The 14072-nt window shown below is 53.3% G+C and carries 8 protein-coding genes; 3 read left to right on the top strand and 5 right to left on the bottom strand.

The window, feature by feature from the left end:
• Positions 1-117 precede the first annotated feature (117 nt).
• Both GN241_05225 and typA read left to right on the top strand, forming a co-directional pair.
• Positions 118-1656: a methyltransferase gene (locus GN241_05225; protein XAT56820.1), complete on the top strand. Its 1539-nt coding sequence runs from the start codon at positions 118-120 to the stop codon at positions 1654-1656.
• A gap of 148 nt (positions 1657-1804) precedes the next feature.
• On the top strand, positions 1805-3625 hold the full coding sequence (gene typA, locus GN241_05220) for a translational GTPase TypA (protein XAT56819.1): 1821 nt from the start codon (positions 1805-1807) through the stop codon (positions 3623-3625).
• A gap of 51 nt (positions 3626-3676) precedes the next feature.
• On the opposite strand, the gene alaS is transcribed toward typA, so the two are convergent.
• The 5 genes from alaS to guaB form a co-directional block, all read right to left on the bottom strand.
• Positions 3677-6340 (bottom strand): alanine--tRNA ligase, encoded by a 2664-nt coding sequence (alaS, locus tag GN241_05215; GenBank protein ID XAT56818.1) that lies wholly within the window; start codon positions 6338-6340, stop codon positions 3677-3679.
• A 157-nt stretch (positions 6341-6497) separates the two neighbouring features.
• On the bottom strand, positions 6498-7586 hold the full coding sequence (gene recA / locus GN241_05210; GenBank protein ID XAT56817.1) for a recombinase RecA: 1089 nt from the start codon (positions 7584-7586) through the stop codon (positions 6498-6500).
• Between the two features lie 302 nt (positions 7587-7888).
• The gene (locus GN241_05205) at positions 7889-9754 is read right to left on the bottom strand and encodes a response regulator (protein ID XAT56816.1); all 1866 of its coding nucleotides are present in this window, start codon (positions 9752-9754) and stop codon (positions 7889-7891) included.
• Positions 9755-10248: 494 nt separating this feature from the next.
• Positions 10249-11412: an RsmB/NOP family class I SAM-dependent RNA methyltransferase gene (locus GN241_05200; GenBank protein XAT56815.1), complete on the bottom strand. Its 1164-nt coding sequence runs from the start codon at positions 11410-11412 to the stop codon at positions 10249-10251.
• 6 nt (positions 11413-11418) lie between these two features.
• Positions 11419-12867, bottom strand: a complete 1449-nt coding sequence (gene guaB, locus GN241_05195) for an IMP dehydrogenase (GenBank protein XAT56814.1) — start codon at positions 12865-12867, stop codon at positions 11419-11421.
• Positions 12868-13066: 199 nt separating this feature from the next.
• Here guaB and GN241_05190 point away from each other — a divergent pair, with 199 nt between their 5' ends.
• The gene (locus tag GN241_05190) at positions 13067-14035 is read left to right on the top strand and encodes an arginase (protein XAT56813.1); all 969 of its coding nucleotides are present in this window, start codon (positions 13067-13069) and stop codon (positions 14033-14035) included.
• Positions 14036-14072: the final 37 nt, after the last annotated feature.

Here is a 14072-nt window from a genome sequence, read left to right as displayed (position 1 = left end):
TTCAACTAATCTGCTGTACTATCGGCGCGGAACGCGGCCGGGCGGCCCGTGGTGCTCCGATCACTTAGACGCCACCCGCGCCATTTCAATTTTGCAAATCACTCTTTGGACGAAGCCATGACAGAACAAATTATCCGCCGTGCAGGAGGGCGCTCTGCCCGAAGATCTGCGCGCAGCGCCCCCCTCGCCGATCACTTGCGCCCCGTACGTGCCGGCCTTGAAGGCGGGCGATTTAACCCGCTGAGCCCACAAGCTGAAGACCGCATTCACGCAGCTGTGCTTGACGCTTTGGAGCATATCGGCTTGGCCGACGCCCCCCCCAGCGGCATCGAATATATGACGAAAGCCGGCGCAATTTTAGACAATAATGGCCGCCTTCACTTCCCGCGCAGTTTGATCGAAGACACCATCGCGCGGGCAAACCGTTCGATCACGCTGTACGGGCGGGATCCAAAACATGATCTGGAATTATCCGGAGGCCGGGTGCATTACGGAACCGCGGGCGCTGCGGTCCATGTGGTGGATGTCGAAGGGCGCGCTTACCGCGAAAGCACCGTGCAAGATTTATTTGATGCAGCCCGGATAACCGACACGCTCGATAATATTCATTTTCTGCAACGCCCGATGGTTTGCCGTGATATCCCCGATAATAGAGAGATGGATCTCAACACCGTGTATGCCTGTAGCGCGGGCACAACCAAACATATCGGAACCTCTTTCACAGAACCTAGTTTTGCCACAGATGCGTTGGAAATGTTGCACCTGATCGCGGGTGGGGAAGACGCCTGGCGGGCGCGTCCCTTCATGTCAAATTCAAACTGCTTCGTGGTTCCGCCAATGAAATTTGCAACAGAAAGCTGCCTGGTGATGGAGCGCTGCATCGCGGGCGGCATGCCAATTTTACTGCTCAGCGCTGGGCAAGCCGGGGCCACGGCGCCGGCCCCTATTGCGGGTGCTATCGTACAAGCGGTTGCCGAATGCCTGGCCGGATTGGTCTATGTAAACGCGGTGCAACCCGGGCACCCGGCGATTTTTGGAACTTGGCCTTTTGTGTCAGATTTGCGCACAGGCGCAATGTCGGGGGGCAGCGGCGAACAGGCGCTTCTCAGCGCAGGATGCGCGCAAATGCATCGTTATTACGATTTGCCCGGCGGCGCTGCGGCGGGAATCGCGGATGCAAAACTTCCCGATATGCAAGCCGGTTGGGAGCAGGCGACCTCAAATGTAATGGCTGGCTTATCGGGGCTGAATATGGTCTATGAAGCCGCCGGAATGCACGCATCGCTTTTGGGTTTCTGTCTGGAATCGCTTATTTTGGGAGATGATTTGATCGGCCAAGCCTTGCGCTGCGTGCGCGGTATCGAGGTCACAGAAGACACGGTCAGCGTTGACGTGATCCGCGCCACCTGTTTGGAGGGGCCCGGCCATTATCTCGGCTCTGATCAGACCTTGGCCTTGATGCAAACCGAATATATTTATCCCGCTTTAGGCGATCGGACCTCGCCAAAAGAATGGGAAGAATTGGGTAAGCCAGATCTGCTTGAAAAAGCCATCGCGCGCAAAACTGAAATTTTATCGCGCCCCTCCGCGGCCTGTTTTGACCCTGCGATCGACAGCGTCATACGCGATAGGTTTAAGATCCACTTGCCCGCTTAGGGCCTTTAAAATATGAGGGATAACCAAATCGGGGCTTGATCCAGCGCCGTTATCCTATTTTTCGCCCAATTGGGCCCTATCTGCTCTGGCCTTTTGCGGCCAGAGCAGATAGGCGAGCCGCAACTAAAGATACAAAAGGGCACCAAATATGGATCTTCGCAATATTGCGATCATCGCGCATGTTGATCATGGCAAAACCACCCTCGTGGATGAATTGTTGAAACAATCGGGCGCTTTTCGCGCCAATCAAGCCGTGGCCGAGCGCGCCATGGACAGCAATGATCTGGAACGCGAGCGCGGCATCACCATTTTGGCCAAAGCCACGTCGGTGGAATGGAAAACCACCCGGATCAACATCGTTGACACGCCTGGCCACGCCGATTTTGGCGGTGAAGTTGAACGCATTCTCAGCATGGTCGATGGTGTGGTTCTGCTGGTCGATGCGGCAGAGGGTCCAATGCCGCAAACCAAATTCGTTACGGCCAAAGCCTTGGCTTTGGGCCTGCGCCCGATCGTTGTGCTCAACAAGGTGGATAAACCCGACGCCGAGCCCGATCGTGCATTGGATGAATGTTTTGATTTATTCGCCTCGCTTGGCGCCAATGATGATCAGCTTGATTTTCCGCATATGTACGCCTCTGGCCGCGCGGGTTGGGCAGATCATGAGCTTGATGGGCCGCGTAAAGATCTCTCAGCCCTGTTTGATCTGGTTGTGAACCACGTATATGCGCCCAAACAAACCGCTCAAATCGGCAATGATTTTCAAATGCTGGCCACCACATTGGGCAATGACCCTTTTGTTGGGCGCATTTTGACCGGCCGGGTAGAGAGCGGCAGCTTGAAGGTTGGCGCCACCATCCAAGCGCTGACCCGGTTGGGCCAAAAAATCGAACAATTCCGCGTTACGCGCATACAAGCCTTCCGCGGCCTTGCGCCGCAAGATATTGAACTGGCCGAGGCCGGCGATATCGTCTCGCTGGCCGGTATGAGCAAAGCCACGGTTTCAGATACGCTCTGCGCCTTAGCCGTTGATACGCCGCTGCATGCCCAGCCCATCGACCCGCCAACGATCACGGTCACCTTTGGCATCAATGACAGCCCGCTTGCCGGACGCGAAGGCAAGAAAGTGCAAAGCCGCGTGATCCGCGAGCGCTTGCTGAAAGAAGCCGAAAGCAATGTTGCAATCAAAATCAGTGAAACCCCCGGGGGAGAGGCGTTTGAAGTCGCCGGTCGCGGCGAATTGCAAATGGGTGTTTTGATCGAGAATATGCGCCGCGAAGGCTTCGAATTATCAATCTCACGCCCACAAGTTTTGATGCGCGAAGGCGAAAACGGCGAGCGCCTTGAGCCGATCGAAGAAGTGACGATCGATGTAGATGATGAATATTCCGGCACTGTGATCGAAAAAATTACCGGCACGCGCAAAGGCGATCTGGCCGAAATGAACCAGACGGGAAATGGCAAAACGCGGATTATAGCCCATGTTCCTTCACGCGGATTGATCGGATATTATGGCGAGTTCTTAACCGACACCCGCGGAACGGGCGTGTTGAACCGGGTGTTCCACGAATGGGCACCGTTTCGCGGAACTATACCCGGGCGCCGCGCCGGTGTCTTGATTTCTATGGAAAACGGCGTCTCCGTTGCTTATGCACTCTGGAATCTAGAAGAGCGGGGCCGCATGTTTATTGGCGCGCAAGCCCCCATTTATCAGGGTATGATTATCGGAGAACATAGCCGAGACAATGACCTTGAGGTAAACCCGCTTAAGGGCAAAAAACTCACCAATGTCCGCGCCTCGGGAACCGATGATGCGGTCAGACTGACCACCCCGATTCAAATGTCATTGGAACAGGCCATTGCCTATATTGATGATGATGAGTTGGTCGAGGTGACGCCCCAGTCCATCCGCCTGCGCAAACGCTATTTGGATCCGCATGAGCGCAAACGGATGTCAAAAACAAAATAAATGAAAGGGCGTGCAATGCACGCCCTTTATCGTTAGGCCTCTGCGCCGCCGTTAAGCCTGTAATAAGGCTTCAACCGCGTCAATAGCCTGCGCGGCATTGCTGATATCGCTGCCACCGCCTTGCGCCATATCGGGGCGACCACCGCCGCCTTTGCCGCCCAAAAGCGGTACCGCCGCCTTGACCATATCAACCGCCGAGATGCGATCGAGCAAATCGCTTGAAACGCCCGCGCAGACCGCTACTTTCCCGCCTAGATCCGCAATCAAAAGTACCGCAACCGATCCGATTGACGCCTTGTGGCTGTCAATCAGAGCCGGCAGGTCTTTGCCCGAAACGCCGCTGACAACTTGCCCTAAAAACGCAACCCCATTGACCTCTTTGGCCTGCGGCGCATCCCCTTGACCCGGGCCCCCCGCCAAGGCCAGTTCGCGGCGCAATTGTGCCACTTCATTTGCAAGCGTTTTGCGCTCATCTAACAAAGCCGCCACGCGGCGCTCTAAATCTGGCATCGGGGCTTTCAACGCGCTTGCCAGCCCTGAAACAACCGCGCTTTGCTGCGCAAGATGCGCGGATGCAGCGGCCCCTGTCAGCGCCTCAACGCGGCGCACGCCGGCGCTGCTGGCACTATCGGATAAAATCACAAACCCGCCAATGTCACCGGTTTGCGCAACATGCGTGCCACCGCAAAGCTCTAAAGAATAGGTCGTTTGATCCATGCCTTTGCCAGAGTCTTCGGCCTGACCCATAGAGACAACGCGCACCTCATCGCCATATTTTTCTCCAAACAGCGCTTGTGCACCGATGGCACGGGCATCATCGGGTGTCATGATGCGGGTGGTCACCACGCTATTTTGGCGGATATAGGCATTCACTTCTGTTTCGACAAGTTGCAACTCTTGCGCCGTTAAGGCCTTGGCGTGGCTGAAATCAAACCGCAGCCGATCTGCGGCATTCAGCGACCCGCGCTGTGCAACATGCGCCCCCAAATGGCCGCGCAACGCCTCATGTAGCAAATGCGTGGCGGAATGGTTTGCGCGGATCGCACTGCGCCGATGGTGATCCACTGCCACTGAGCAGCCGATCCCGGGTTGCAAATGCCCGCTGGTGATTTCTGCATAATGCAGAAAAACGCCCGCCACTTTCTTGGTATCGGTGATCCTTGCGCTGCCCGTTTCACAGCTCAGCACACCCTGATCACCCACTTGACCACCGCTTTCGGCGTAAAACGGCGATTGATTTAACACGACAAGAGCGCTTTCACCGGCTTCTACGTGTGCAAGATTTTTACCATCGCGCACAAGGTTCAAAATTTGCGCCTCAGCGATTTCAGTATCATACCCTAGAAAATCGGTGCTGCCATGTTGCTCAGCAATATCGAACCAAAGGCTTGAATCTGCAGCCTCGCCAGTGCCCGACCAGGCGGCGCGCGCTTTTGCCTTTTGATCGGCCATAGCGGCCTCAAACCCCGGCAAATCAACGCTTCTGCCTTTTTCGCGCAAAGCATCTTGGGTTAAATCAAGCGGAAAACCATAGGTATCATAGAGTTTAAACGCTGCTAGGCCAGACAGTTCAGCAGCCTGCGGCAAACCGGCAACCTCATCATCTAGCAGCTTCAAGCCGCGCTCTAAGGTTTGCCGGAAGCGGGTTTCTTCTAACTGCAAGGTTTCTTGTATCAACGCTTGAGCCTGCACCAATTCAGGATAGGCGGCACCCATTTGCGAGACCAGCGCCGGAACCAAACGATGCATCATGGGGTCTTTCACCCCCAGAAGATGCACATGTCGCATCGCGCGGCGCATAATACGGCGCAACACATAGCCGCGCCCATCATTCGAGGGCATAACGCCATCAGCCATCAGAAAGGAAGTCGAGCGTAAATGATCGGCAATGACCCTGTGATGGGTTTTCCCCGGCCCATCGGGATCATTGCTCGACGCATCAGCGCTGGCTTCGATCAGCGCGCGCATCAGATCCGTATCATAATTATCATGCTTACCTTGCAGCAGCGCCGCAATCCGCTCAAGCCCCATCCCGGTATCAATCGATTGTTGATCCAGCGCCGTCATCGATCCATCTTCAAATTGTTCATTCTGCATGAAGACCAAGTTCCAGATCTCGATAAAGCGGTCACCGTCTTCTTCGGGGCTGCCCGGAGGTCCTCCCCAGATATGATCGCCGTGATCATAAAAAATCTCAGTGCACGGGCCGCAAGGGCCCGTAGGACCCATCATCCAAAAATTATCATTCGTGGCAATTCGGATGATCCTATCATCGCTTAAACCCGCAACTTTCTTCCAAATTGCGGCAGCCTCGTCATCGGTGTGATAAACCGTGACCAGCAGCTTCGATTTATCGATACCAAACTCTTTGGTTAACAGCTCCCAGGCGAAGGGGATCGCCTCAGTTTTAAAATAATCGCCAAAGCTAAAATTACCCAGCATCTCAAAAAATGTATGATGGCGGGCGGTGTAACCCACATTATCAAGATCGTTGTGTTTGCCCCCGGCGCGCACGCATTTCTGCGAGGTCGTTGCCCTCTGGTAATCGCGCTTTTCAACCCCGGTAAATAGGTTTTTGAACTGCACCATGCCGGAATTTGCGAACATCAATGTCGGGTCATTGCGCGGCACCAACGGGCTGGAGGCCACAACCGTATGATTATTTCTGGCAAAGTAATTCAAAAACGTACTGCGGATATCATTCGTCGTGGCCATAAGCTGCCCTTTTTATTGCGCATTCTCTGCCGCCCCCTCTAGCTCTTTGTCCAGATTTTGTCCACCGGTCCTGCGTTGCTAGCAGGGGTATATTCCAAATAAAAAAGGCCGCTGGCGCGCGCCAGCAGCCTAACTTACCCTTGGTTCTAATTGGGCCTTAGCCCTCTAACACGCTGTCTCCACCATCGCTGAGTAAATTATCAGCTAATTTTTTCTTTAAATCAAAATCAAGCCCATGCGCAGCGCGAATTTTATCTTCAATCTCAAGCGCTATTGCTTTGTTTTCTGATAAAAACACTTTTGCATTTTCGCGACCTTGGCCGATACGCTCATCCCCGAAACTATACCAAGCCCCGGATTTATCAACGATTCCAGCTTTCACGCCCAAATCAAGCAATTCCCCATTCTTGGAGATGCCTTCGCCGTACATAATATCAAATTCAACTTGTTTAAACGGAGGCGCAACCTTATTTTTTACGACTTTTACCCGCGTGGCATTTCCAACAACTTCATCACGGTCTTTGATCGCGCCAATACGGCGAATATCAAGCCGCACTGAGCTGTAAAATTTTAACGCATTGCCGCCCGTGGTGGTTTCGGGGCTGCCAAACATCACACCGATTTTCATCCGAATTTGGTTGATAAAAATCACCATGCAATTGCTGCGGCTGATGGATCCCGTTAATTTGCGCATCGCTTGGCTCATCAAACGCGCTTGAACACCAACGCTGCTATCACCCATATCGCCCTCTAATTCTGACTTGGGCGTTAAAGCCGCCACAGAATCAACCACAACCATATTCACCGCCCCAGAGCGCACCAGCGTATCGGTGATTTCCAACGCTTGCTCGCCCGTATCGGGCTGGCTGATCAACAATTCATCAAGATCAACGCCAAGCTTTTTCGCATATTGCGGATCCAACGCGTGTTCGGCATCGACAAAGGCACAAACCCCGCCTTTTTTCTGTTCTTCTGCAACGCAATGCAAGGTTAACGTGGTTTTACCCGAGCTTTCAGGGCCATAAATCTCAATGATCCGGCCTTTGGGCAAGCCCCCAATACCAAGACCAATATCCAACCCAAGCGAGCCGGTTGAGGTGGTTTCAATCTCTTGTATCGCGTTTTCGCCGCCCAACTTCATGATCGAGCCTTTGCCAAATTGACGCTCAATTTGACTTAATGCGCTGTCTAATGCTTTTTGTTTATCGTCATTTTTTTTATTGGTCATGGAAAGTAAGTCTGCCATATCGGTTACGCCTTTTCCGGTTATTTCACAGCCAAGGCCCCACGGCAATCACTGCTTTGTTCTGCTCATGTTCCTATATGGGGGTAAAAAGAGAACATTTCAACAGTTTTCTTGTCGAGGATCTCTCAAAAGGGTTAATCAACCCTTTATATTTTATCAAAAACTGTTGACGTTTTCGGCGGTTTTAGCCGAAATTTAAGGCTCTAAACAGGCCTGCCCGCATCGCAGCCATTTGTCGGCCAACCAAGAATTTGGGCAAAACAATAAGCATTTGCAAAGGTCGCAGGCCGGTTGTGGGCAAATCACGGCATTTGCGATTCAACTGCAGAGGCCAATTGAGTCAAAGAGAATGGCTTTGCTAGAAAAATTGAATTTGGCACAGATGACTGATCGGCCGTCAACTTATCTTCTGCATATCCTGACATGAAAATAATTCGTATATAAGGGCGGGTTTGCAAAGCCTCGCGCACCCAACTGGGCCCGCCACGCCCCGGCATCACGACATCAGTGACAAATAGATCTAATTTAACATTTGGGTTTTGGGCGATTTCTAAGGCCTTTTCGCCCGATTCAGCCACCAAAACGGAATATCCGCATAAACGCAGGGCTCGGGCCGCAAACGTCCGCACAGTTGCTTCATCCTCCACCAATAAAACGGCGCCGCCCTCCGGCCTATTTGCAACCAATTTGATATCCGAAGGCGGGGAGGCAGCTTTTTGAGATGGCAAATCACTGGCTGGCAAAAGTAAGGTGAAGATAGTGCCCTGACCAACGCTGCTATCCACAAAAATATAGCCTCCCGTTTGCTTAACAATCCCATAGACGGTCGACAGACCCAAACCGGTGCCTTCGCCGGTGCGTTTGGTGGTGTAGAACGGTTCAAAAATTTTTTGTAATTTATCAGAAGCAATCCCACAGCCTTTGTCTTGAATGGAAATGCTCACATAAGCGCCCTTGGGAACCGCCACACGATCACGGAGCATGGGTTCGCAAATCTCTGTACCGGCGGTTGAAATAAATATTTCACCACCCTCTGGCATTGAATCCCGCGCATTCACAACAAGGTTCATAACAACCTGTTCTAACTGCCGTTTATCGGCCCGCACGGCGCGTTTCACAGGATCATATTTCAACCGTAACTGCACTTTCTCTCCAACAAGCCGGTCTAACAAATGCGTAAGATCAGACAACGTTTCCCGAATTTCAAGGTTTTGCGGCCGCAAGGTTTGCTTGCGGGAAAACGCCAAAAGCTGAGAAACAAGCGCCGCAGCGCGATTGGCGTTTTGATTGATTTGTAACAAATCATCGTAATCCTGATCCGATTTTTTGTGGCGCAAGAGCAGCAAATCGCAATGCCCAGTGATCGCGGTTAATAAATTGTTAAAATCATGCGCCACGCCACCAGCCAATTGACCAATTGCTTGCATTTTTTGACTTTGAACAAATTGCGCCTCCAACGATTTAAGTTCGGTTGCATCGGTGAACACAGCGGTCAAATTGGAGCGCCGGTTGGACATGTCTTTATACAACGACACTTGCACAAAGGTTTCGCGCTCAGGCCGCGAGAGGCGCAGAAACTCGGGTTGCTTCAAACCTCGGCCCAAGGTGGCATCGCGCAACCAATCCGCCAAGGCCCGCCCCAGCCCCTCCATCACCTCTTCAATCGCGGGTGTTTCATCGGCTCGCAGCCCCAAGAGCTTCGAGGCTTGAGAATTGGCGCGAATAATCACGCCCTGAGGCGATAATTCTGCCATCGGAACGGGAACCCGTTCAAAATCATCGTGAGGGGTCGGTGCGATCTCCTCTTTGCTCCAATTTGGCACCAAAAACACTTCATACTCTCCAGCCTCCAAACGGTTTTGCAAAAAGCGAAAGGTACCAAAGCAGCCATTTAATTTCAGCGTCTCCGGCAGGAGAGGCGCGCGCTTTAAAGCCTGTGTAATTTCTTTTTGGCTGTGAGCCTGTTTTAAAAGTCTGGTTGCTACAGGATTGCCAAAAAGCACCTGCCCGTTTTCACCAAGACGAAAAAAGGGAAGACAATCACCGATCAGGTGGCAGTGGCAAGAATGAAAGCTGCTGGCCGAGGGCGTGGAAGTCGACGCAAAATGCTCGGCCTTAAATTTTCTGCCAAGCCAAATAAAAAAATCCGTAATCTTATGCCAAGACATTTTAAAAATCGCTTACATCCTGAAAATGAAATTGGTTTTGCCACCCTCGCATTGCAGCGTGCAAAATCAGAACCACAAAGCCCGTTTCATGCCGATGCTCAAAGCAACTATGAGGCCTGGTAAAATCTGCTGTCGGACAACTTTGGCCCCATGGTTTGCGCGCGTTCAAACATGGGATGCGACTGTCGATTTGCGGCTTGCCTGGATGGAGGCTTTTTAACGCTGCAAAAAAGAGGCCAAGCTTTCTCAAAAGGCCGAAGATTCGCAGAGGCGGACCCTGAACAGACGCGGCCGCATATCCCACCCTCCCTGAGCGGGGCGGGCTCTGTCTTGCGCACCATAGAACGGCACGAATAGCCCAAATGTCAGCTCATACATTTTTGCCCCAAAATACCAACTGGGCGATAAAATACCTGTGCCGCCATATTTTAAGATGGCAGAAATATTTTTAATTTATGTAAAGACCATAGCCGAGATCTGGCACTGCGTACAAATCAATCTTTCTTTAATACAGCGTAATAGAAACCATCGCCCTGATTTGACGGAAGAAATTGCTTCGAATCCCGGCAAGACCAAGACGGATTCCCCGCAATAAAGCTTTCGATTTGATCGCTGTTTTCGCGCTTTAATACGGAACATGTCGCATAAAGCAGCAAACCACCCGATGCCACCAAAGCACTGGCTTGCGCTAAAATTTCGCTTTGCAGGTTTTGTAAATCGCGCAGACGCGCTGCCGTTAACGTCCATTTCCCAGAGGGATCACGGCGCCAGACCCCGCTACCAGAACAGGGCATATCGCAAAAAACAAGCATCTGAGCGGGGCCATCTGCAATTGGCGGCTGATCGAGCAGCACCACCTCAGCTTGCGCGCGCGCTGCCCGGTTTGGCAGATCGCGCATGCGCTCACCTGCACTATCAAAGGCGAAAATTGGTTGTTTCAACCACGCGGCCAAGGCCAGCGTTTTACCGCCTCCTCCCGCGCAATAATCCAGCACAGGGCCCGAGGTTTCGCGCGGCAGCACCGTGATGCTCGCCTGGCTAGACGCGTCCTGCAACTCTACCAAACCGGCTTCATAAGCCCGCGAGGTTTTGATTTTGCGCGCGCCCTCTAACACCTGCAGCGCGGTTTCAACAAAGGCGTGTTGAGCGGTAAAAATCTTCTCTTTGCGCAAAGCCTCTGCAGCAGCATCACGGGTGGCTAGGGCCAGGTTCACCCGCAAAAACACGGGCGCACGCGCGCGCAAATTTTCCGCTACCGGGGCGGCGTCTTCCCCAAGATCCTGCTGCCAGATAGGCCATAACCAATCCGGCAAATCGGCTTGCTCAGCGGCGGAAATATGCGCCTTGGCCTTGCCCTCTTCAGGCGCTAACAGCGATGGTGCATAGCCTTCTGCCGTGAAATAATCCTGCGGATCCAAATTCTGCCGTCGCAAGGCTGCGATCAAGAGCGCGCGGCCCGTCTCCGCTCCGCCCAAAGCCGCGTAAGAGCGCCGGCAGCGCAAAGCATCATACACCCAATCACGAATTGCCGCGCGATCCTTTGAGCCTGCATAGCGGTTTTGACGGCCCCAGCGGGTCAAAGTTTTTTCAGCGCTCTCCCCGGACAAGATCAAATCAAGCAGGGTAATTGCGGCCTGAACGCGAGCAGCGGGAGTCATTTTTAACTACATAACCCGGTAATTGGGGCTTTCACGAGTGATTTGAACGTCATGCACATGACTTTCTTTCAAACCGGCCCCCGTGATTTTCACAAAGCTGCAATTGCGCCGCATTTCAGAAACCGTAGCGCAGCCGGTATATCCCATCGCCGCGCGCAACCCCCCCACCATTTGATGGATCACCGCATTTGCAGAGCCTTTATAAGGCACTTGCCCTTCGATCCCCTCGGGAACCAGCTTATCACTGGCCGCATCCTTTTGAAAATAGCGATCCGCAGAGCCGCGCGCCATCGCCCCAAGCGAGCCCATCCCACGATAAGATTTGAACGAGCGGCCCTGATAAAGGATCACATCACCGGGGCTTTCATCGGTGCCCGCGATCATACTGCCCACCATCGCGCAAGATGCCCCTGCGGCAATCGCTTTGGCAAAATCACCAGAAAATTTTATGCCCCCATCCGCGATGACCGGAATATCGCCGGCCGCGTTCGCGCAATCTAAAATCGCCGTCAATTGCGGCACACCAACCCCCGCCACCATACGGGTTGTGCAAATGGACCCCGGCCCAATTCCCACTTTTATCGCATCCGCACCGGCGCAAATCAACGCTTTGGTGGCTTCTGCGGTGGCCACGTTACCCGCCACCACTTGTACCGCGTTTGATAATTTCTTGATCCGTTCAACCGCGTGGGCCACGCCTTCTGAATGACCATGCGCGGTGTCAATCACAACCATATCCACACCGGCATCGATCAAGGCCTGCGTGCGATCAAACCCAGCATCGCCCACCGTAGAGGCGGCGGCAACGCGCAACCGTCCCAGATCATCTTTACAGGCTGTGGGATTCAAAACGGCTTGTTCAGTGTCTTTTAACGTAAGAAGACCCGTCAATCGGCCCTGGCCATCTGTCACCAGAAGCTTTTCAATCCGCCGCGATTTCATCAGGCTGATCGCCTCTTGTCGATCCGCTGGCTCGCGCAAAATTGCCAGATTTTCCGAACTCATCATCGTTGCCACGGGCGTGGCATCATCGCTGGCAAAGCGCATATCACGATTGGTGACGATCCCAACCAACAAACCCGCTTGGTTCACAACGGGAAAACCGGTCACGTTATAGCGCTCTTGCAGCGCTTTTGCATCAGCCAAGGTCTGATCGGGCGTCAGAGTAATGGGGTTATAAACAATGCCGCTTTCGAACCGCTTCACGCGGCGCACCTGACGGGCCTGTTCCTCGGGATCAAAATTGCGATGGATCACACCCATGCCGCCGGCCTGTGCCAGCGTAATCGCCATGCGCGCTTCCGTCACCGTATCCATGGCCGAGCTGAGCAAGGGAATGTTCAGCGCAATCGCCGACGTCACGCGGGTGCGCGTATCGGCTGTGTTTGGCAAGACGTTGGACGCCGCCGGAACCAACAAAACATCGTCAAAGGTAAGTGCCTCGCGAATCTGCATAAGATCATCCTTTTATTGCAGGTATCGATTGACAGCTTGCTATTCCATGATCCGGCCGAAAAGGAAAGAGGCTTTCTAGAGAAGTTTCAAACCGAAAAGATTATGATGTTTAATTTCGCGCAAAAACCCTCTAGCAACAAGGCGCAGAGGAAGCGCGCATACCAGCCAAAGGCGCGCCTTGACACCATAAGGAACCAACATGAGCACACATGGCTATGAAAGCGGGCGCTTGGATCTTCCATTTGTTGGCATTTCCACCTTTGGAAAGCGCCCATATCAGCCCGATTGGAGCAATCTTGAGGCAGATATTGCAATTTTGGGCGCGCCGTTTGATGCCGGCACGCAATGGCGTTCTGGCGCGCGCTTCGGGCCACGCGGCGTGCGCGAAGCATCAACCTTGTTCAGTTTCGGGCATGCCGGAGCCTATGATCACGAAGACAATCGCGTCTATTTGCCGGGATCTGTGCGCATGGTCGATATGGGCGATGCGGATATTATCCATACCAATACGCAAAAAAGCCATGCCAATATCGAAAAGGGCGTGCGCGCAGCGCTTGCAGCAAATGCCTTGCCCGTCACCATTGGCGGGGACCATTCGGTCAATATTCCGTGTATCAACGCGTTTGACGATCAGGGCGATTTTCATATCCTGCAGATTGATGCGCATCTCGACTTTGTCGATGAACGCCACGGCGTGCGCTTCGGCCACGGCAACCCGATGCGCCGCGCCGCTGAGAAACCCTACGTGACCGGCCTAACCCAACTGGGCATTCGCAATGTCAGCTCAACCGCCAAAGAAGGCTATGAGGCGGCGCAGGCGATGGGATCAGATATCATATCGGTGCGTCAAGCGCGGGCTTTGGGCCCAACCCCCCTCGCCGAACGGCTGCCAAAGGCGACGGCGCTTTATATTACCATCGATATTGATGCATTTTGCCCCTCGATCGCCTCGGGAACCGGCACCCCCAGCCATGGCGGCTTTCTCTATTATGAGGTGCTAGAAGTGCTGCAAGAAGTCAGCAAGACGCATCGAATTATCGGCATTGATCTGGTCGAAGTTGCCCCTGATTACGATCCCAGCGGATCCACCAGTATCTTGGCGGCGCAACTGCTGCTAAATCTGCTTGGGTTTATTTTTGATGCCCGTCAAAGCGCCGCAGCCCTATGACGCGCAAAACCATTTTAATGACGTTTGCGGCCGATTT

The organism is Rhodobacteraceae bacterium IMCC1335 (assembly GCA_039640495.1).
GTDB lineage: Bacteria > Pseudomonadota > Alphaproteobacteria > Rhodobacterales > Rhodobacteraceae > Thalassovivens.
The sequence above is the reverse complement of the archived record's forward strand: the minus strand, read 5'-3'. Positions and strand labels throughout refer to the sequence as shown.

Coding starts and splice junctions, on each gene's coding strand:
- GN241_05225 (XAT56820.1), top strand. CDS start 118: ATGACAGAACAAATTATCCGCCGTGCAGGAGGGCGCTCTGCCCGAAGA.
- typA (XAT56819.1), top strand. CDS start 1,805: ATGGATCTTCGCAATATTGCGATCATCGCGCATGTTGATCATGGCAAA.
- alaS (XAT56818.1), bottom strand. CDS start 6,340: ATGGCCACGACGAATGATATCCGCAGTACGTTTTTGAATTACTTTGCC.
- recA (XAT56817.1), bottom strand. CDS start 7,586: ATGGCAGACTTACTTTCCATGACCAATAAAAAAAATGACGATAAACAA.
- GN241_05205 (XAT56816.1), bottom strand. CDS start 9,754: ATGTCTTGGCATAAGATTACGGATTTTTTTATTTGGCTTGGCAGAAAA.
- GN241_05200 (XAT56815.1), bottom strand. CDS start 11,412: ATGACTCCCGCTGCTCGCGTTCAGGCCGCAATTACCCTGCTTGATTTG.
- guaB (XAT56814.1), bottom strand. CDS start 12,867: ATGCAGATTCGCGAGGCACTTACCTTTGACGATGTTTTGTTGGTTCCG.
- GN241_05190 (XAT56813.1), top strand. CDS start 13,067: ATGAGCACACATGGCTATGAAAGCGGGCGCTTGGATCTTCCATTTGTT.